Source organism: Paenibacillus sp. J53TS2, from assembly GCF_018403305.1.
Taxonomy (GTDB): Bacteria; Bacillota; Bacilli; order Paenibacillales; family Paenibacillaceae; genus Fontibacillus; species Fontibacillus rhizolycopersici.
The window spans coordinates 112,003-132,069 of sequence record NZ_BOSK01000010.1 but is presented as its reverse complement, the minus strand read 5'-3'; the positions used below and the strand labels follow the sequence as shown (position 1 = coordinate 132,069).

Annotated in this window: 16 protein-coding genes; 5 read left to right on the top strand and 11 right to left on the bottom strand. The window is 51.1% G+C overall.

The features are described 5' to 3' along the window. Positions 1 to 131 precede the first annotated feature (131 nt). The 9 genes from KJS42_RS19480 to KJS42_RS19445 form a co-directional block, all read right to left on the bottom strand. Complete coding sequence (locus KJS42_RS19480; protein ID WP_213623856.1) at positions 132 to 839, bottom strand: DNA alkylation repair protein; 708 nt, start codon at positions 837 to 839, stop codon at positions 132 to 134. 105 nt (positions 840 to 944) lie between these two features. Further along, a complete protein-coding gene (locus KJS42_RS19475; protein WP_213623855.1) occupies positions 945 to 1,811 on the bottom strand; it encodes a formylglycine-generating enzyme family protein in 867 nt (288 codons plus the stop codon). A gap of 84 nt (positions 1,812 to 1,895) precedes the next feature. Next, positions 1,896 to 2,528 (bottom strand): glycoside hydrolase family 11 protein, encoded by a 633-nt coding sequence (locus KJS42_RS19470; protein ID WP_155606564.1) that lies wholly within the window; start codon positions 2,526 to 2,528, stop codon positions 1,896 to 1,898. Between the two features lie 308 nt (positions 2,529 to 2,836). Beyond that, a complete protein-coding gene (locus tag KJS42_RS19465; protein ID WP_213623854.1) occupies positions 2,837 to 4,351 on the bottom strand; it encodes a solute symporter family protein in 1,515 nt (504 codons plus the stop codon). Positions 4,352 to 4,356: 5 nt separating this feature from the next. After that, positions 4,357 to 4,698 carry a DUF485 domain-containing protein gene (locus KJS42_RS19460; RefSeq protein WP_193415702.1) on the bottom strand — a complete coding sequence of 114 codons (342 nt, stop codon included), beginning with the start codon at positions 4,696 to 4,698 and terminating at the stop codon, positions 4,357 to 4,359. 97 nt (positions 4,699 to 4,795) lie between these two features. Then, a complete protein-coding gene (locus KJS42_RS23245; protein WP_244868552.1) occupies positions 4,796 to 5,053 on the bottom strand; it encodes a hypothetical protein in 258 nt (85 codons plus the stop codon). Between the two features lie 14 nt (positions 5,054 to 5,067). Beyond that, complete coding sequence (locus KJS42_RS23240) at positions 5,068 to 5,295, bottom strand: nucleotidyltransferase family protein (RefSeq protein WP_244868551.1); 228 nt, start codon at positions 5,293 to 5,295, stop codon at positions 5,068 to 5,070. Between the two features lie 263 nt (positions 5,296 to 5,558). Continuing rightward, entirely contained in the window at positions 5,559 to 7,196 is a 1,638-nt protein-coding gene (locus KJS42_RS19450) for an MFS transporter (RefSeq protein ID WP_193415703.1), read from the bottom strand. Between the two features lie 419 nt (positions 7,197 to 7,615). Beyond that, the gene (locus KJS42_RS19445; protein WP_155606565.1) at positions 7,616 to 8,965 is read right to left on the bottom strand and encodes a sodium-dependent transporter; all 1,350 of its coding nucleotides are present in this window, start codon (positions 8,963 to 8,965) and stop codon (positions 7,616 to 7,618) included. Between the two features lie 167 nt (positions 8,966 to 9,132). Between KJS42_RS19445 and KJS42_RS19440 the strand changes: the two genes are divergently transcribed. From KJS42_RS19440 to KJS42_RS19425, 4 genes are all read left to right on the top strand, one after another. Beyond that, positions 9,133 to 10,065: an AraC family transcriptional regulator gene (locus KJS42_RS19440; protein WP_213623853.1), complete on the top strand. Its 933-nt coding sequence runs from the start codon at positions 9,133 to 9,135 to the stop codon at positions 10,063 to 10,065. Between the two features lie 124 nt (positions 10,066 to 10,189). Further along, on the top strand, positions 10,190 to 12,052 hold the full coding sequence (locus KJS42_RS19435) for a class I mannose-6-phosphate isomerase (RefSeq protein ID WP_213623852.1): 1,863 nt from the start codon (positions 10,190 to 10,192) through the stop codon (positions 12,050 to 12,052). Further along, positions 12,039 to 13,046 carry an ROK family protein gene (locus KJS42_RS19430; RefSeq protein WP_213623851.1) on the top strand — a complete coding sequence of 336 codons (1,008 nt, stop codon included), beginning with the start codon at positions 12,039 to 12,041 and terminating at the stop codon, positions 13,044 to 13,046. Before KJS42_RS19435 ends, KJS42_RS19430 begins: the two co-directional genes overlap by 14 nt. Before the next feature lie 15 nt (positions 13,047 to 13,061). Beyond that, entirely contained in the window at positions 13,062 to 15,554 is a 2,493-nt protein-coding gene (locus KJS42_RS19425; protein ID WP_213623850.1) for a glycoside hydrolase family 38 N-terminal domain-containing protein, read from the top strand. Between the two features lie 81 nt (positions 15,555 to 15,635). On the opposite strand, the gene KJS42_RS19420 is transcribed toward KJS42_RS19425, so the two are convergent. Together KJS42_RS19420 and KJS42_RS19415 are read right to left on the bottom strand one after the other, a co-directional pair. Next, positions 15,636 to 17,774, bottom strand: a complete 2,139-nt coding sequence (locus KJS42_RS19420) for an ATP-dependent helicase (RefSeq protein ID WP_213623849.1) — start codon at positions 17,772 to 17,774, stop codon at positions 15,636 to 15,638. A gap of 161 nt (positions 17,775 to 17,935) precedes the next feature. Continuing rightward, positions 17,936 to 19,360: an MDR family MFS transporter gene (locus KJS42_RS19415; protein WP_213623848.1), complete on the bottom strand. Its 1,425-nt coding sequence runs from the start codon at positions 19,358 to 19,360 to the stop codon at positions 17,936 to 17,938. Between the two features lie 108 nt (positions 19,361 to 19,468). On the opposite strand from KJS42_RS19415, the gene KJS42_RS19410 reads away from it, so the two are divergent. Continuing rightward, the gene (locus KJS42_RS19410) at positions 19,469 to 20,047 is read left to right on the top strand and encodes a TetR/AcrR family transcriptional regulator (protein ID WP_213623847.1); all 579 of its coding nucleotides are present in this window, start codon (positions 19,469 to 19,471) and stop codon (positions 20,045 to 20,047) included. The last annotated feature ends 20 nt before the right edge of the window (positions 20,048 to 20,067 follow it).

Genomic DNA, 20,067 nt, shown 5'->3' with positions numbered 1-20,067 from the left:
ATCTGTATGATATTTCGAATACAATCGTTCAAAAACGGTGAAACCAGCGGATTCTATTCGAAATTTCATATAGAATGTACCCAACGGCGGTACGCGTTATATAGCTTGTAGCTTGTCGTTCCCACTCCGCATCAACAACGCACATACTTCCGCTTAAATCCAAGCTGTCCGCGATCCAGCGATTTTTGGATCGTTTCCGTGGCGTTCAGGAAGGTGTTTTTCTTATTCTCCCGTTTCATCTCTACCGGACCGACCGCCTTGGCGGCCTCGACCGCTTGCGCGTGGAGCGGCATATACGAAATCCCGACGGTGTAAATAAAGTTGTTCATCGCGGATTTCGTTCGTTCGGGCGCCTCGTGGATCGTGTTCTTCACCGTTTCTAGCATACCTGCGAGTTTGCTCTCGGCAAATTTGCTGTCCGGCTGGCTCCCCAATAGCCAGCAATAACAGCTCCAACCCGCCGACATTCTTAGCTCGTCCCCACTGGCGATCCACTTGTCGGCAACCTCCTGCGCAATATCCGTCTCCGCCAAAGTAACAGCCACCACATAATCCGATAGCATATAAAAGTAGGCGCCCTCGATCCATCGCTCGAAATCCGCGTGCGTCATCGCTTTCGGATCGGCAATGATCCCCGCAAAATACATCGCATCATAGTTTCCCGTCGCATAAAGCTGTTCGGCCAAAGGCTGATTGATTTTGATTTGCCGGAATAACGGTTTCATTTCTCCAGTCGCTACGCCAAACAGCGGCTCCAGCGCGCCGTTAGACATGTACATTTTCTTCAGACGCTCCTTACCAAGCGCTTCTAGCTCCTGCATTACGGTTTCCAGATTCATCGTTGGGCCAGCTCCCTTCATCCCGCATGGATTCTTTCGTCTAGCTTACTACGTTAGGAGGGCTAGATTCAAATCCCTGACCAGGTTGTTGAGCGTCCTGCCGTATTATTTGCTGCGTGCCAAACGGAACCCTTGATCCGGACCAAAGCCGTTCGCTTCAAACTTCCCGCGAAACGACACCTCACTGCTGCGAATATCGCCGATCCAACCGCCACCTTTGACCACTCGAAAGGAACCGCGATCCTCTCTCCGGCTCACATCGTCCCCGTACCAATCCCAGCACCATTCCCTCACATTGCCGGACATATCGTAAAGCCCCAGCTCATTGGGCTTCTTGCCACCGACAGGCTTGGGTTGACCATGATTGCTCTCGATGATCGGCCAGTTCCAGTCTCCGGTCAGGTATTTATCCCCGACGTTCCGCCAATACCAAGCCACATCGTCCGCGCGGGAGCTTCCGCTGTATTTGAAACTTTTGCTCTCTTGACCGCCGCCAGCCGCATATTCCCACTCCGCCTCTGTTGGTAGTCGGTACCCGTTCGCCTCCGCATTAATCGTGACGAGCCATTTCAGTTGATCGTTATCGCTTTGATTATTCGGGTCTATCTTGCTCTTATCTATATGGTAAAAAGGTGTCAATCCCTCTTGTATGCTACGCTGATTGCAATACTCGATCACGTCGTACCAACTGACCATTTCCACCGGTAAATCGTTGCCTTGAATTTGGGATGGGTTACTCCCCATCACTTCCGTCCATTCCTTTTGGGTGATTTCATATTTCCCGATATAAAAATCCTCTAGCGATACGCTCGAACCGTAGTAGTTGGAAAGGGGGTTCATCGCCTGCCCGCCTTTGACCAGCACGAAGCGATCCTTCAGCCGATCTGATTGTCCTGAGCCAACCTGCGAGCAGGCCGTGATCAGCACAAACATCGAGAGAAACAGAAACAGATACATCCATCGCTTCCTCATGGGTAACTCTCCTTTGATTGAAAGATCGACAAGGCCGCCGGCGGACACCGAACGGCCTTCTCACAAAGTTCAGCGATTAACCGGTTACCACACCGTCACGTTGGAGCTTCCGCTACTTTGATAGCCTTCCGTCGCCAGAACCTGGTAGGACCAGCTGCTTCCCAGATTCATGCCTTTGCTCTTCCAAGCATTCACATGATTGCTGAAAGTGATGGCAACGTTGCTGCCGGTTGGTCTTTTGGATTGCCGAACGCTCCAGAATTGTTGGAACGTCTGCGTACCGTCGATCGAAGGCGCATTGTAACGCATCGTCGTATAAATATCGTAGGTGCCTCCGTCACTGGTCACCGTACCTTTATAAGTGCCGGTCGGTCGGTACGTGCCCCAGCTGTCCACAACGTAATACTCGATCAATGAGTTTCTGGTCCATCCGTAAAGCGTCAAATATCCGTTACCCGAAGGAGCCCATACACCGGCGTTATAGTTGATCGTCCGATTCGGCGAACCTACATTCCAGCCTTTGCCGACCACGAAGTTCCCGGTATTGTACCAATTGACGCTGTAATTGCCCCCAGACCCGTTTACCGCATTCACCGTCCCGCCGCCGTCTGTCCAATTTTGCCAATAATCCGTCGCTGCATTTGAGGTCGCCCCAAACAAACCGAAACTCATCGAAGCTGTCAGGAGTAAAGTCAACATCTTTCTTTTCAATTTCATGATCAATTCCTCCTCAGAACTCTATTTTTTTAGAAAAAACCGTTCCTTCTCCCTGCTTCATACCGAGATGCGTCTTTGCTGTTGTGGGGCACCACCTACCTTGTGTCATAATCTAGAAACATTTAACTATCACCCCCTTTACTAGAAAATTATAGAAGGTAAGCGCATACATTTCACTTCGCAAAATAAAGGTTTTATCTTCTTTTTTACATAGATTGATAGAATCAAGCGATTTGGAAAGTAAAAAACGACCCCAACGGAGTCGTCTTGTGGATAGGGATCAGCTTTCATATGGAAGTTGCCGTGCATTAAACTCCGGTGTTTGCCTTAACGAGAACCTCGGCGTATTTCGCCTCGTCCTTGCTTGGGGAAAGGAGCGTGCCGACAAATGCGGCAAGGAAGCCCAGTGGGATCGAGATAATCCCCGGATTCGTCATCGGGAAAATCGCTGTCCCGGTCAAAATCGCCTTGCCCGGTTCCGGATCCCATACGTTCGGGCTCAGTGCCACGAGAATAACCGTACTGAGCAAGCCGACCAGCATGCCGGAGATCGCCCCCGTGCGGTTGAATCTACGCCAGAACACGGTGAACAGAATGATCGGCAGGTTGGCGCTTGCCGCGACGGCAAAAGCCAAGGAGACGAGGAAAGCCACATTCATCTTCTGGGCGAACAGGGCTAGCACGATCGAGATGATCGATACGCCGATCGAAGCCCAGCGGGCCATGCGCAGCTGTTCCCGTTCGGTCGCGTTGCCGCGGCGGACGATTTGTCCGTAGAAATCGTGTGCGAAGGCCGACGCCGCCGACAGAACGAGACCGGTGACAACGGCTAAGATTGTGGCGAAGGCCACCGCCGAGATAAACGCGAAGAGGAAATCGCCGCCAAGCGCCTTAGCCAGGAGCGGAGCGGCCATATTTCCGGCCTTGTCGACGGCTGTGATCTCCTCCGTACCGACGAACGCCGCAGCCCCGAAGCCAAGGAAGATCGTCATGACGTAGAAGATGCCAATGATCCAGGTGGCGTAGACCACGGAGCTGCGTGCCGTGCGGGCGTCCTTGACCGTAAAGAATCGGGTTAGAATATGCGGCAGCCCGGCAGTGCCCAGCACCAATGCCAAGTTGAGCGATATCGTTTCTAGCGGCACCTTGTACTTGTTGCCCGGGTTCAGATAGTTCTCCATTAATGGGGTTGCCGTTTTCATCTGCTCGAACATGCCGGTCAGGCTGAAATCGAACTTCGCGAAGACCATCAGCGAGATGACAAAAGTGCCACCCATCAGCAAAACCGCCTTGGTGATTTGTACCCAACTCGTGGCATGCATCCCGCCGAATACGACATAGACGGTCATCAACACGCCAACGATCAGCACCGAGGTGACGAAATCGAGGCCCAGCAGGAGCTTGATCAGCGCCCCCGCTCCAACGAGCTGCGCAATCATGTAGAAGATCGAGACGGCAATCGTATTCAGGGCTGCGAAGCCGCGCACTTCTTTATTCGCAAAACGGGCCGCAATCATGTCGGCAACCGTATATTTACCCAAGTTGCGGAGGGGCTCGGCAACCAGGTACAGCACGACGAGGTACGCAACGAGAAACCCGATGCTGTAGAAGAAGCCGTCGAAGCCGACCAAGGCGATGGACCCGGCGATGCCCAGAAATGACGCCGCAGACATATAATCGCCAGCGATGGCCGTCCCATTCTGCCAGCCCTTCAGCCCGCCGCCCGCCGTGTAAAATTCGCTGGTGTTGTTTGTTTTTTTCGCGGCAAAATAGGTAATGACCAGCGTCAACAGCACAATCGTGCAAAATAAAGTGAACGCCATAATCGTTACGCCCCCATTTCCCGCCGGATATCATCCACCAACCGGTCAAACTGCCTTGCAACGCGCGAGTATAGGATACAGAGCGCCCACGTCATCACAAACTGAGCGAACGCGAACATCCACGCCCAGGAAATCGGGCCGATCGCCGGTCGATTCAGCACCTCCGAATACGAGGTCATGATCGGGAGCGCAAAGTAAAACAGCAGAAAAAATACAGTTAACGGGATAATGAACTTTTTCTTGCGGGAGATCAGCGTTTTGAACTTGGCGGAATGCCACACCTCGGTGTAGCTTTTTCCTTTCGCGCTTTTTGCGCCCTTTGTGCTTTTTGCGCCTTTCGCACCCATACCTTCCCCTCCAATCATGAACTTTGAAGAACACCCATTATATGTAAGCGCTTCGAACTCATTTTATGCAGGATTCGGCTTGCTAAACGTTCAAATTTTAACCTTCCGACTTTTTCATATATTGATCATAGAGCTGCTCAAACGTATCGTAGCGGTTCACTCCTCTTCCCACTCTGTGGTGTTCCTCCAGATAATCCTCCATCACCCGCAGAAATTGACCTTTCACCCCATCCAGATGATCGGCATCAAAATAGGCCATGAGCACGTACTTAGGAGTTCCAATCAACTGTGTCATTTCATCCAGGAAACTCTGCGCCCCCATTGCCGCATGAAAGGCGTAGGATTTGTCTTTCATCCCCGTACTGGCAATCATCTTGTTGCGGTAGTTGCACCACAACTCCTCGTATGTCCCCGATCCGTGTTATTGATGATGATCAGGTCCAGGTCGCTTTTCTCATGATAATCGCCTGTGCGAAACGAATCTGTCACCTCAATGATGGCAATATCCTCTGAGAAATCCCGCTGAGCACGTTCAATCACCATACGGATGATGTTCTCATTCTTCTCGAGCAGTTGTTGCCTCTTAAGATCCTCCATGACTCTACCTCCTGACCGTCCGGCCTTTGTCCTACAAGCCCCTGTCTAATTTCATTGTAGAGACGGATCGCGTCAAGTTGTATTCCGAGTTTCATTATAGAAAAGAAATACGGGGTGTTGCCGCACCTAACTTTGCGGTTCGTTTCAAGTGTTCTCAACCGATTGGACTCCGCTAAAAAACGATAAAAAAGACACCTGCATTCTTGCTCAGGTGTCTTCAAGCATTCAAAGTTGGGTTTTGTTTCTGCTTATAACGTTTCTGCTTATAACGTCTCTTCTTTTACTTCCCCGCCTTGCAAGCTCTTTTTTCTTAAAGGGATCAAGATAATCGCACCGACGATGATGCCTATCCCCAATATGGCCGCAGTCCAATAAAGTCCGCCAAACCCCGTCTGGGCGGCCATCTTCGTTACCTCAGTCACGCTGTCAGCAAGCACTTGCTTCAGCGTAGGATCCTGGATCGCTTGAAGCATCTCGGAAAGCTGACCTTCCGACACGCCAGAGGATCCTGAGGCCATCTGCTGCCCGATCTGCGCAAGTTCTGCCTGTGCGTCGGCTGACAACGTGACGCTAGCCAGATTTTGTTGCAAAATGCCTGGGAACTTCTCAGCAAACAGTGTACCCATATTGTTGAACGCGCGGGCGATAAATCCAGCATAGATCGCCGGGGCCAATGTCATCCCGATTTGGCGGAGCAGCGACAAGGAGGCTAGGGCCGAACCCTTATCCTTTTTCAAGCCTTCCGTTGCCAAAATGTTGAGCGGCGCCCCCAGAATGACCCCAATTCCGACGCCAGCGATGGCACTGGCTACGATAAATTGCCATCTGGTTTCAAGCCATAATGGGAAGAGCATAAAACCGATAGCTGCGATCACTCCGGACATAATCACTGTAAATACCGGACCTCGCTTGGAAACTAGTATACCGCCTAACCCTGCTCCTAATCCGGCAGCCACCGCCAGCGGCGTCATCCAATACCCCGAGTTTTCGGCCGAAATACCAAGCACTTGCTCGGTAAAGGACGGGATATAGATCATCGCAGCCAGCAGACCGCCCGATAAGGTACCGATCAGCAGGACCATCAGGTATCTGGGCTGCTTGATCAGACGAATGGGCAGGATTGGATCACCGGATCGATCCCGTTCCATTTTCCCTTCAAAGAACAGCAGTATCGTAAACAGCACAACCCCGCCAAGCAAATATCCCCACACATTCGGGCGCGTCAGACTTTCCGCAAAATTAATGTCGATGTTCGTAAGTCCTAGCATCAGGGACAAGATGCCCAGCGATAAAATGATCGTACCGATGAGGTCAAGCCGTCCTGGCGACGGATCCGACGATTCCTCTAGCTTCCGCAGCCCCAATAGAAACAGCACAATGGCGATCGGGACGTTGATCAAGAACAACACATGCCATTTCCCCGTTAAATCCAGAAGCAAGCTGCCGATATTCGGTCCAAGAACGGCAGCAACCCCGTTCATGGCGCCAAGCAAGCCTAAATATTTAGCTTGTTTGTCCGGCTCAACCGTACTCAAGATATGTGAGCTGCCGATAATGAAAATCCCGCCGCCTCCTAAGGCCTGCACGACGCGAGCAAATAAATAAAAGCCAAAGGAAGGGCTAAGCGCAACCAATAAAGAGCCTAATCCAAACAGAGCAATTTCGATAATAAATAGTTTCTTGCGACCATAGCGGTCCGACAATTTCCCTACGATTGGCAAGCTGATCGCGAGGCCCAACGTGTAAATCGTAATCCCCCATGCGCCCCAGTTGGCGGACACGTCAAAAGAACGGTTGATCGTCGTAAGCGCTGCGCTGATAATCCCGTTATCAAGCTGCGCCATAAATACGCCAACCGAAAACAATAAAATCGCCCAAAACTGCGATGAGCGTTTTGCCATAACAATTCCTCCATCTTGAGCCAGATTTTCATTAATATATAAAGCCATAACAGAACCGAAGCGCCTATAAACATAATTATAGTGTAGCTCAAGCCATTTATGTAACTTCCCCAATGCAGCAGATCCGACACCAACGGACGGAAATAAGAGATAGTGATCGGACTGATTTCACCGATCCACAGCAGTAATATGCCCGAAATCGTAGCCCGGATAACCCCGGTGCGAAAATACTCTTTTCACCACCGTTAGCTTACCTAATCTCATATATAGAATCGGTCCTAACACGCTAGACGCCAAGGTTGTGACAATAAAGATGCTAAACTCTAGTTAGCAATTTCTTATCGCATTTCCGCGATTCTTCGCATAGGCTCGACGAGCCAAAAAGGGACGCTTTGAACGCGCCCCCTCTGCTTGATTTCCTAAAACTTAATAATCCCGGTGGTATGGAGTAGAACCAGAAATACGAGAACCGGTGCAATATAGCGAACCATAAACAGCCATACCCGGAACCAGCCCGCCTTGAGCCCAGCGGCTTCCGCAGCATTCTTCCAGAAGTATCCCGCAAACACCGTGGTAATCAAACCACCAAGCGGCAACAAAATATTCGAGGTCATGAAATCAAGCCAGTCAAAGAAACTCTTCCCACCCATATCCGTGAATACCGGAACGGCTCCAAAGGAGAACACCGACGGGAGCCCGATCAATAAAACCAGAACGCTGATGATCGTCACGGATTTTCCACGGCCCCAGCCCCAACGATCCATTACGTAAGTTACTGGGACTTCAAGCAGCGATACCGAAGACGTCAATGCTGCGATCGCCAGCAGGATGAAGAACAGCCCGCCAAAGAATGCTCCCAGCGGCATGGCCGAAAACGCGGCAGGAAGCGCAATGAAGACCAGAGACGGCCCCGCATCAGACTCCAACCCAAAAGAGGCGGTTGTCGGGAAAATAATCAGCCCCGCAATAAACGCGTAAATCAAATCACCCGCTCCAATCGCCAGGGTAGCCGGACCGAGGGATTGACGTTTGTCGACATAAGCCCCGTAAGTAAGCAAAATCCCCATGCCAAGTGACAGCGAGAAAAAGGCATGTCCCAGCGCAACCAATGCCGCTTCCGGACTTAATTTCGAGAAATCCGGCTGAAGGAAGAAGGATACGCCCGCACCAGCTCCCGGTAAGGTTAAAGCCCTAATCATCAAAATAATCAAAAGTACGATCAAGCCCGGAATCAGCACTTTATTAAATTTCTCGATGCCGCCGGAGATTCCTTTACCCACTACGATCCCGGTGATCAATACGGCCACGGCCTGCCATACCAGCGGCATGTAGCCTTCAGTAAACGAGCTGAATTGTCCAGCGTAGTCGGAGTTCGCAAACAGATTTCCGCTGAAGGACTGTATAGCATAGTGTAGTGTCCACCCGGCCACGATGACATAAAAGCTCAGAATCAGAAAAGGTGCAATGACTTGCAGCAAACCGAGACGGCCAAAAGCTTTAGGGCCGCCAGCTTTGACAAAAGACGTGGACGCGCTGCCTCTACCTGCTCGCCCGATGGCCAGCTCCGCCAAAAGCAAAGGCAAGCCAATCAAAATCAAACAGATGATAAACAGTAGGAAGAATGCGGCTCCACCGTTCTCCCCAGTAATATATGGGAATTTCCACATATTCCCCAGCCCCACGGAACTGCCGATGGCGGCCAAGATAAAACCGGTAGAAGAGAAGCGTTCATTTCGTCCTTGGTCTAGGTTGTTTTGTGATGGTTTCATGGTGATCCCCCATTTTTTATATATTCATCTATTATAATCAAAAACCGTGGCAGAGGGGTATGAAGTTTCTCTTGTTAATGATCCTTCAATATAAGGGATTTATCGTTTACACTAAGGCAAAGGCCTACCATTCATATCAGATCATACAACCGGGGAGGAATCCTCTGATGAGCATAGAACCGTTATCCTTCATCCCGTCGTTTCGACGGGCCAATTCCGTCATGAACCGAACGCTAAGCCGTCTCAGACAGCCGGATTTGGCCGTTCAGATCCACTATTGGGGCTTTATGCCCCGCCATTTCGACAATACGGAGCATAAGCATTCATTCTTCGAAGCTTGTTACGTGTTAACAGGATCCGGCTTCTACCTCGAAGAACATACGAAGTTCCCGCTTCAAACCGGGACCCTGTTTCTGTCCAGACCGGGAATCCAGCACCGGATTTTGAGCAAAGAAGGGCTGGCGTTGTGTTACGTCGCCTTCGAGCCGGAGGAATCGGCTTGCAGCGAACTTTATTCCGCCGCGTTCGAGTTGCTTGCCAAACAGGGAATCCCTGTGCTTCAAGAAGGGAACGACCAAACGCCTGGACTACTCTGGCGCTCTCTCTTATCCCTGTTTGCTTCGTCTGCCGCCGGCGCAAATTACCCGCCGCCCATGCTGCACAGCTTGGCGGAATCCCTGATCTTGTCCATCCTTACCGCCCACGGCCCCGGCTTCGATCATGAGACGGGCGGTACGGACAAGAATGACGAAGGCGCCTTCATGGTTCATCAGGCCGAATTATTTATCATGGATAACCTGAGCGAGACTCTATCCTTAGAACGGGTTGCCGGTCACCTGCACATCACAACACGCCATTTGACGAGGTTGTTCCGCAACTACGGGCACCAATCCTTTGTGCATTACGTACAGGAGCAGCGCGTACAAAAAGCCAAGAACCTCATCTTGAACACAGACCTTCAGCTTAAACAGATTGCCGCTTTGTGCGGATTTGAATCCATACACTATTTCACGCGCGTTTTCACGACCAAGCTTGGCGTAACCCCTGCTCGCTTCCGGCGCTCGCAATTTACCGAAGGACGGTACGATTCCGATTTATAACCTATCGCTGGAATCGATGTCCTGATCGTACAAAAACACTTCCTCTTTTTATAAAGACGGATTCTCCCTTCTGCTTCTACAATAGGACCGTAAGCTGATCCGAAGAAGGGAGGATCCATCCATCTTGAACCCTGTACCGGCTTTTCAAAAATATCCTATCAATAACTTACACTTCCGAGACAGCCCCGTGTTCATGCAGCGGGGTACGAGCTCCTGGTGTTCATTCATTCTATCTGCTTATCAAGAAACTGCGGGCACTTTCTATATCACGCTTGACGGGACTCACGGAGCTGATTTCTCCGCCTTGCTGGACCCCCTGCGGCAAGCTTGTGAAAAGGAAGGTATTCCTTTCTCAAGCGATTTCACAGCGAAATATGTGAAGCCTGAAGGGGAACTGCGTTCGGAAATGGCGGCTTACCTGACGGATAACCGGGCATTTGGCTATAAAGCAAATGATGTCCGTCCTATGCGATATTTTCGGAACGATGCCAAGGCATTCCTGGAGAAAAAAGCCCTTGAAGATGCACCGGGTGACGGGATATATGTTCTCTACGGACCAGGAGCCGCTCTTCTTGCCGGAAAGGAACCCGATCTCGCTTTCTTTGCCGACTATTCCCGGGAAAACCAACAGTTGCGTCATGCCCAGCGGATGGGTAGCTTTGGCTTCGGCGAATCGGACGACAAGGTCGAGACCTACAAGCACTGCCTGTTCCTGGAATGGCCCGTATGGGAGCCCTATCGCCAAGACTGGCTGACACTGAATGGAGGGCATCCGAATAAGAAGGCTTGCTACTATATGGACTTGAATCGTCCTGATGCTCCAGTATGGCTGCCGGTCGTAGCATTAAAGAGTGTACTCCAAGAAGCGGCGAAGCAGCCGTTCCGGGTGAAGCCGTTTTTTGCTCCCGGCATCTGGGGAGGGCAATATTTGAAGAAGTTGTGCGACCTTCCGGAGGAATGGGCGAACTGCGCCTGGAGCTTCGAACCGATCGCTCCCGAGAATACGCTTCTTTTCGAAGTACAGGGGATGCCCTTGGAAGTACCGTTCACCCTTCTTATGGAGGAAGCCCCCTACGATATTTTGGGAGAGCGTAATGTAGGGCTGTTCGGCAATTATTTCCCCATCCGGTTCGACTACTTGGATACGATGCAAGGTGGGGAATTATCGCTCCAGGTCCACCCGCTACAAGCGTATGTGGAATCTACATTCAACGAGCATATGACGCAGCAGGAATCCTATTACATCATGCGAAATGCACCGGGGGCCAAGGTTTATCTTGGATTAAAGGAAGGCGTCACCGGCGAGAAGCTGCTCGAAGCCGTGGAACACGCCCACTCGACAAGAGAACCGCTCACGTTGTCTTCCTATGCCAACGAATACGAATCGGAGAAGGGCAATTTGTACCTCATTCCTCCGGGAACAGTGCACTGCTCCGGTAGAGACAATCTGGTTCTGGAGATTTCCTCAACCACCTGGTGGTTCACTTTCAAAATCTATGATTACCTGCGCCTGGATGCGGATGGCAAGCCACGTCCCATGAATCCCGAACACGCACGGCATAATATCAACGATGCCATGGACACCTCCGCCGTCGAAGGCGGTTTGATCGCTCGGCCGATTGTTGTTCGCAGACAGGGCCGGAGCACGGAAGAATTACTGGGGCAACGCGGCGATCTTCTGTTCCAGGTCAGCAGGCTGTCCCTGCAGAATACCTGGCACGCGGATACCCGTGGCGAATTTGTCATGTACAATCTGGTGGATGGCGAACGTGTCCGTCTTGTACCGGCGGACAACGAAGCCGCAGCGGTTGAATGGGGATATGCCGAAGCTTATATCGTACCGGCCAGCGTAGGCGAATACCGTCTGGAGAACCTCTCCGATTCCCCGTGTACGCTTATAGCCGCTAGAGTAAATCCGGAATGGAGCCTTCCTCTCCTTCCGCCAACCTGGAATCCGAGCAAAGAGGCCTCCCATGAACTTCAGTAACGGACCGGACCTCGAAGCGGGAGCCCCTACCCTGATCACGCTGACGCTCGATGCCGGAGGAACCGTCCTAAAGGGGGCACTTCTCGTTAACGGGGAGATCGTACCCGATTCGTTCATGAGCCGACCATCCGAATCCCAGGGGTCTGCATCCAACACGATTGCCAGCTTTGCCGGAGTATGCCTTCATTTGCTAAGCTACTATACCGCAGCTTACGGACCTTTGCGTAATAACGATAAAATCCGGATCGGATTTGCCTTTCCCGGTCCGTTCAATTATGAGGAAGGCGTCGCGCTTCTTCAAGGGATCGGCAAATATGAAGCCCTGTATAAGCTGTCCGTTCGGGACCTGCTTCGTGAGAAATTGCATCAACTCTCTTCCCATACACCAGGCATCCTGACCGATTTGCTCGCCTCAGCCGAAATACGGTTCGGGAATGACGCCCACCTATTCGGACTCGGAGTCGGCCTCCGTTTCCCGTCGGAACGACTGATCTGCCTCACGCTTGGAACCGGCTTGGGCTCCGCTTTTGTCGAGAACGGACAACTCGCCTCCTCCGCCGATGGAGTTCCGTTGAACGGCATGCTGTTCGCCGAACCTTATCGGGAGGCGATCGTTGACGACTATTTTGGGAGAAGAGGGATTCTTGGGATGGCGAAGGAGCGGGGACTCCTTGTGGAGAACACCGATGTCGCGGATCTGGCGGAGGCAGCTAAACACGGAGACAAAGAAGCTCTGGAATTGTTCCATGAATACGGCAGACGGCTGGGCGAGATGCTTTTGCCTTATGTTGCTGCTTTCAAGCCCGATCGCATTATTCTCGGGGGACAGATCTCCAACAGCTTCCCGCTCTGGGATGATGACTTTCAGCAATCTCTTGGCGAGTTCACGCTTCCGGTTATCCAGTTGCAGGATGGGATCACCGACGTATTTAAAGGCATTCATCGGCTATTCGAAAATACGGATGGACACCCGTCCGCCTCACTTCAAAACTAGGAGGTTATCTCAAATATGCACCATCTCAGCAAAAACGAACCTAAACCCGCCCGTCCCTGGACCCTCTTTGTCATCCACCATTCCCACACGGATATCGGCTATACGGAGCGTCAGGAGAGAATCGAACAGTACCATGCCGATTTTATCCGCCAAGCCCTGAAGATTACGGAAGCCGCCCACCGCGGGGAACGCCCGGAGTGGAAATCCTTCCGATGGACATGCGAAACGTTCTGGGCCGTGGAAAGATTTCTGGAGAGCGCTTCGGCCGAGGAGAAGGAAGCCTTCCAGCAGGCTGTGACCCGAGGGAATATCGAGCTGTCGGGAACTTACCTGAACATGACCGAGCTGCCCGACTTTGACCTCCTGCTTCGGAACCACAGCAAAGCCCAACAGTTCGCTAAATCGTTCGGACACCGGATCGACAGCGCCATGACGGCTGATATCAATGGATACGGCTGGGGTTATGCCGCAAGCCTGCTGCAAAACAACATCGAGCATCTATTCTCCTGTATCCACACGCATCACGGCATGTACCCGCTCGGCCGCAAGCAAACCCCGTTCTGGTGGGAAACGCCGGACGGCGTCAAGCTGCTCGTCTGGAACGGAGAGCACTACATGTTCGGCAATGAGCTGGGATTCTGTCCGGACGCGTTGGGAAAATATATCATCAAGGACGAAATCCAGCATTTCCTGATGGAGCCGGAGCCTCGTCATGACGAGATCGCATCCTTACGGATTCACCGTTATCTGTGGAATCTGGAGCAGGAGCAGTATCCCTATTCTTTCGTTCCGATCATGGTCTCCGGCCTGGGGACGGACAATGCTTCCCCGAATGCGGATATCGCGGAATGGATTGCGAAGTGGAACGAACAACACGGCGACCGCATTACGATCAAGATGGCTACGCTTTCCGAGTTCTTCGCAACGTTGAAACAGGAAGATCTGTCTTCTCTCCCAATACATCGGGGCGATTGGCCAGACTGGTGGACCGACGGCGTTGCCTCCACGGCGATGCACACCCAAATTTACCGCGATGCCCAGCGGACGCTGCGGAAAGTAAAAAAACTCGATCCAAACCATGAAGCAGCAAGTCTCGCCGACATTGACGAAGCGTCGCAGGCGCTAACGATGTACGCCGAACATACGTGGGGATATCATTCCTCCGTATATGAGCCTTGGCATCCGCAAGTACAGATGCTTGAAGTTCGTAAGCAGTCTTATGCGGCTGAAGCCAGCAAGTTGGCTTACCGTGCCTTGGATAAAGCGTTGATCGCTCGAAAAGGAGCTCTCCTGGCTCCCAAACGCCCGCTGCGATATGAGATCATAAATACGGAGCCCGCCAAAGCAACGCTTCTGGTGACGATTCCGCTGGATGGATGGGAAACCGTGCTACTGCAAAAGGAGTTCCTACTCATCGATGAATCAACGGGGCAAGCCATACCGTACCAGCTGTCCTCTACGCAAGCCATCGTCACCGAACTGACGCTGTTGCCAGGCGAGTCCCGCACGCTCCATCTTCATCCGGTCGATAACGCGGGACTCTACGCCGATTCGAATAAGATCGTGACGGCCCGGAATACCGAACCGATCCCCTGCGAAGGAGTCTACGATATCTGGTCTGCCTCTTCAGCCAAGCATCCGATCCATATTGGAGACGAATTCGTGGAATCCGACACGATGCGGATCGAATGGAGAATCAAAGAAGGAATCACGGCATGGATCGATAAAACCCTTTCCGCCGATTTGCTGGTCATGAACCGCAAGCATGCGCCATTCACTCCGGTATACGAAGTGACTCCTGCACAGGATGAACATAATCCTTCACAGATCTGTTCAACACGGTCACGTATGGGCCGGAATCGGAAAGGGGTAAATGTTCAGCGAGACAGCGGCCGCCTGACCAAGGTGAAGGTGCTGGACAATGGGCCTCTGTACGCGCTTGTGGAGCTGGTGTATGAAGTAAAAGGACTCAGCTATTACGCCCTACATCTTAAAATGTTCGCCAATCAGCCTCGGGTTGAAGTATCCGTCCGCTTCCATAAGGACAGCGTATGGCTCCCGGAGAACGTTTATGTAGCCCTCCCCTTCTCGCTGGGACCGGAAGCAGAGCTTTACGTGGAGAAAGCCGGCTGTCTCGTTCGCCCATGGAAGGATCAGCTTCCCGGCTCCTGCCTGGATTACACCGCGGTACAGGAAGGTTTGTTCTGGCACTCGGCCAAAGATCAGGGAGCTCTTGCTCTGTCCATGACGGATACCCCATTACTGCAGCTGGGTACTCTGGAACATGTGCCACGGAAGCTTCATACGATGCAATCCGAGGACAGCCGTCCCAGCACGTATGCTTGGATTCTGACCAACTATTGGGAAACCAATTTCAAAGCCACGCTGGGCGGTTTCTATGAATTCCGCTATGCGCTTGAACGCCTGCATCAGGTTGATCCGCAAGAGACGGTGGGATCCCTTCACGCCTCTACCGGACAATTCACCGTTCACCGCATTCAATCGTAGCAACTTCAATAGAGACCGTCCCCTCACCGACAAAAAGGGCGTCCCGAGGTCAACCGACCTTCGGACGCCCTATATGTCATGTCATCCTTTTTCCCGTTCCAACAACCCCATTTCAAGGCAAGTTCTCGTCGATAAGGCCTTTTCTTCCGCTTCGAACCGGATATGAATACGTTCATCCGTCACCTTCACGATAACACCTGCTCCAAAGGCCCTGTGGTGAACCGTTTCCCCAACGATGAGTTCGTTTTCCGTACGGATCGCATTCGGATTGATCGGGGGCTTAACGGCAGCTGGATGCGATGTTGCAGGTTTCTTCGGAGGATCCTGAATATTCCTCACCGCCGTCATAAACCGTGACTCTGTCATTTCCGCCCCATCCCGTTTCTTATAAGTGATCAACTCCAAATGCTGCTTCGCCCGGGTCATCCCCACATAAAATAATCGAGTAGCCTCCTCCATCATCGCCGTGTTCCCTTTATCGTCCTTGGAAGGAAGAACCCCCTCCACAAGGTCGATCATATACACTCTTTCGAATTCCAAGCCCTTCGAACTGTGCATCGTGGAGAAGGTGACGGCCTTCTGTCCCCTCCTCGATCTTGAGGTTTTCAACGCAGACTCCAAGTACTTTAACCTGCTGGCAAACTCCTCCATCGTCGTTAACCCCGCCGCAATTTCCTCCAGCGTGTTCAGGATGCCGATCAGGTATTCCTTACGGAACCCAAGCCGCTCGCACATCTTCTCTAGGGCTTTCTCATAACCCAGCCGATCTCGAATGACCTGTATGGAAGGCAGGGGCGGCATCCCCTTCATTTCCTGAAATGTTTCCTTGCACATCTGCAGCTGCTTTACTTGATAGTCCTGCAGCTGTACTCGATTCAGCAAATTATCGAATACCGATTCGTCATTCCGGATCTCAAGCAAGGCCGCCATCTGCTGCTTGCTAATGTATCCATTGAATTTCAGATGAATCTTCTCCAAAATATCGGGACGTTTATCCGTGAACGTCATCCGCATGAAATTAAGGATATCCTCAACCACCCAATGGGAAAAGAACCGATTATCCGCGTCTTTCATATAAAAAGGAATGCCGACCCGATCGAATTCGTTCATTAAAGCGATGGACGACGAGTTATTTCGATAAAGTACGGCTACCTCTGAAAGGTCCTCGAGTTGTTGAATCTCCTGCACTAGATATTTGGCCTGGTTGCCGTAATCGTCCAAACCCCGCATTTCGATAGGCTTGTATGGAGGATTCTTCGTAAACATGTTCTTGTTGTAGCGGTCCTTATTTCGCTGGATAAACGTGTTGGCTACTTCCACGATCTCCTTGGACGAACGGTAATTTTGCTCCATGTACAAAGTCACCGCATCCGGATACACTTGCTTGAAGTTCAATAAATACATGGGGTCCGCCCCTCGCCAGCTGTAGAGACTTTGATCATCGTCGGCGACGACACATAAATTGTGATGCCTGTGCACCAGCTTCTCGATAATCGCATGCTGAACCCTAGACGTATCTTGACTCTCATCCGTAAGAACGTAATCGTAGCGCTCCTGATATTTGCGAAGCAAACTTTCCTCCCTCGCCAAGATCTGCTCGCAAACCACCAGCATGTCGTCATAATCAAGGAGCAACATCCGAGCTCCGGATTGCTTGAAGAGTTCGTATTCCCGTAGAATCCGTTCGGCATGGGGCACATCGACTTTCACCGTGGGCCACTGCTCGGACGGAATCATTTTATTTTTGATAAAGCTAATGTAAGTGGTGAGCTCATCTAGCTGGTCATCCGTGATGTTCTCTCCGCTAATCGCCTTAAAGAGATTCCGCAAAATAATCTTCTTATGCAAAGGTTGTTGTTCCGAAACTATGGTTTCTAGCTCGGCAGAGTTAACTTCCCCTTCAATGATTTGAAATGGAGTCTGGATCACGCGGAAATGCTCCCGCACCACCTCGTAAGCCAAGCTATGGATCGTAGAGAAATCAACGGGCGCGAGATGTGGATAAAAAGATTGAAATCGCTCCTTCATATCGCTTGCCGATGCTCGGCTAAAGGTCACGGCTTTGATCCTTCCAGGGGGAACCCTCTTCTCCTCGATCAGGTATCCGATCCGCTTAATGATCGTCGTTGTCTTCCCCGATCCAGGGGAAGCTAACAAAAGCAAAGGTCCTTCGGTATGAAGGACCGCTTGCTTCTGAATTCTATTTAATTCCATGCTCATGATGACTGACCCTTTCGAACGTTCATAGATAGATAGCTTTCAAGCTCCTCCGGTCATTATACCCTTCGATCAGGTACGGAACAACCGTTACGTGCCTGCCTTTGGCCTGAATATGGAAACCTCTGTTCTGATCAAGAGCGTCTCCGGGTATCCTCTGGCGTTTAACTCTGGGTTGCTCTTTTATTAGGCAAGAAGGCGATAAACAGAAGGGATAGGATCGTAAACCCCACGGACCACATAAAGGTGTGATGATAAGCCGTATTCAGCATGGTGATATCACGAGTGGATCCGGTTTTGATTTGATTTTGCAAAATGACGGCAAAAACAGAAGCGCCAAAAGCGCCTCCAATTTGCTGGAGAATCCGGGTAGCGCTGCTGGCATGCGGAATCAACTCTTGGGCTAATCCCTCGTAGGCGGTTGCCATTATAGGGAGCATAAGGCCTCCAAGTCCTCCGCCACGAACAATCAGGGATACTGCGAGCAGAACCTCGCTGGTGTCGGCTGCACCCAAGGCAAAGGGGAGGGTTCCGAGTAATGTCAGGAGAGTACCGCAGAGCACCACCCAACGTGAGCCGATGGTATCGGTTAGCTTCCCTGCTAGTGAACGCGTCAATAACATCCCTATGCCTTGAGGGATCAATAATAACCCTGAAGCAAGCACACTCTCTCCGCGTACCTGTTGATAGTAGAGAGGTAATAATAACATACCTGCATAAGTGGAGAGTCCCGATATAAACAGAAGGCAGGAGGACGCCGTAAAGGACTTGCTCTTAAATATCCGTAGGTCGATGAGAGGATGATGAGATTTTCTTAACCCATACAAACCGAAGGCCATCAGAAATAGAAGTCCAGTAATCATCGGAACAAGGACGGGGCTTTGAGAGAACCCCTGCTCCGAGCTGACTTTGGTTAGCCCAAAAATCATCAACACGAGACCAGGAGACAATAACAATAATCCAGGCAGATCCAGCTTTTGAGGTTGATTGGCGGCATCGTCTTTGGGCAAACCCCTAACGGCAAGGAATAACGCAATCAAGCAAACCGGAATATTCACATAAAAAATCCAACGCCAATTCAGATCGTGGATTATCATCCCGCCTAAAACGGGGCCGAGAATCGGACCGATCAGAACCGGTAAACCCACAATCGCCATTAACCTGCCTAATTTCTCTCCACCCGCTGCGCGAACAATCATCGTCTGCATGATGGGCATCATCAGCCCCCCGCCCAAACCCTGAATCACGCGAAAGGCAATGAGACTTCCCACATTCCAGGACAAGCTGGATAATACTGAACCTGCCATAAATAAACTCAAAGCCAATAACCACATTGTCTTTCCACCATATCGTTCAACCGCCCAGCCGGAAATAGGGATAACCATCCCTATGGCAAGTAAATATGCCGTCATGACCCACTGAATCGTTGTAACGGAAGCGTGTAACGCAGTTCCAAGGGTATCGATGGCTACGTTCATTATGGTAGTATCGAATAAAGGGGCAAGCAGCCCTATCAGCAGAATCCATGCCACTTTCATCACGGCTGGGTCTATTTGGGGGTTAGCTGCAAGTTCGCTTGGTTTATCCATTTCATTCCACTCCTTAACCATATTAGAAACTTAACGTTTCTTATTTGAATTCATGATATAATAAACAAATAAGAAACGCAACGTATTTTATTGGAGGTTCGTTCGTTTATGAATAAGGTCAACGAAGGAGAAATATCGACGAGAAGAAGAGGAACAGAATTGGAGGCGGCCATTATTCAAGCCGCATGGGACGAGCTGATGGAAGTTGGTTTTCATAGCCTTACGATCGAAGGGGTTGCCGCCCGCGCTCAAACCAGTAAGCCCGTCATTTATCGACGTTGGCCAAATCGTGAGGAGCTTGTCCTGGCGGCCATCGTACACCATTTACCGGCTGTTTCGGAGGAACTCCCGGATACCGGAAATCTACGCAGCGATTTACTCCTCGTGCTAAATCAGTTGAATGACATGCTGCACCAAATTGGACCCAAAACCATTCATGGCCTTATGTCCGTCCTCTCAGACATCCCTTTCTCCGAAATTTTAAATGTTCGGAGAACTAACTCAATGACGACTCTTTTGAATCGAGCTGCTGAGAGAGGAGAAATCCATCCTGAGAAAATCACGCCGCGCATTACAAGGCTGCCGGTGGATCTTGTCCGTCATGAACTGCTCATCACCTCCGAACCCGTCTCCAGGGAAACCATTGAGGAAATCTTGGATGACATATTTTTGCCGTTATTGATGTGAATCATAAGTTCGGGTATAAA

Coding starts and splice junctions, on each gene's coding strand:
- KJS42_RS19480 (WP_213623856.1), bottom strand. CDS start 839: ATGAATCTGGAAACCGTAATGCAGGAGCTAGAAGCGCTTGGTAAGGAG.
- KJS42_RS19475 (WP_213623855.1), bottom strand. CDS start 1,811: ATGAGGAAGCGATGGATGTATCTGTTTCTGTTTCTCTCGATGTTTGTG.
- KJS42_RS19470 (WP_155606564.1), bottom strand. CDS start 2,528: ATGAAATTGAAAAGAAAGATGTTGACTTTACTCCTGACAGCTTCGATG.
- KJS42_RS19465 (WP_213623854.1), bottom strand. CDS start 4,351: ATGGCGTTCACTTTATTTTGCACGATTGTGCTGTTGACGCTGGTCATT.
- KJS42_RS19460 (WP_193415702.1), bottom strand. CDS start 4,698: ATGGGTGCGAAAGGCGCAAAAAGCACAAAGGGCGCAAAAAGCGCGAAA.
- KJS42_RS23245 (WP_244868552.1), bottom strand. CDS start 5,053: ATGAAAGACAAATCCTACGCCTTTCATGCGGCAATGGGGGCGCAGAGT.
- KJS42_RS23240 (WP_244868551.1), bottom strand. CDS start 5,295: ATGGAGGATCTTAAGAGGCAACAACTGCTCGAGAAGAATGAGAACATC.
- KJS42_RS19450 (WP_193415703.1), bottom strand. CDS start 7,196: ATGGCAAAACGCTCATCGCAGTTTTGGGCGATTTTATTGTTTTCGGTT.
- KJS42_RS19445 (WP_155606565.1), bottom strand. CDS start 8,965: ATGAAACCATCACAAAACAACCTAGACCAAGGACGAAATGAACGCTTC.
- KJS42_RS19440 (WP_213623853.1), top strand. CDS start 9,133: ATGAGCATAGAACCGTTATCCTTCATCCCGTCGTTTCGACGGGCCAAT.
- KJS42_RS19430 (WP_213623851.1), top strand. CDS start 12,039: ATGAACTTCAGTAACGGACCGGACCTCGAAGCGGGAGCCCCTACCCTG.
- KJS42_RS19425 (WP_213623850.1), top strand. CDS start 13,062: ATGCACCATCTCAGCAAAAACGAACCTAAACCCGCCCGTCCCTGGACC.
- KJS42_RS19420 (WP_213623849.1), bottom strand. CDS start 17,774: ATGAGCATGGAATTAAATAGAATTCAGAAGCAAGCGGTCCTTCATACC.
- KJS42_RS19415 (WP_213623848.1), bottom strand. CDS start 19,360: ATGGATAAACCAAGCGAACTTGCAGCTAACCCCCAAATAGACCCAGCC.
- KJS42_RS19410 (WP_213623847.1), top strand. CDS start 19,469: ATGAATAAGGTCAACGAAGGAGAAATATCGACGAGAAGAAGAGGAACA.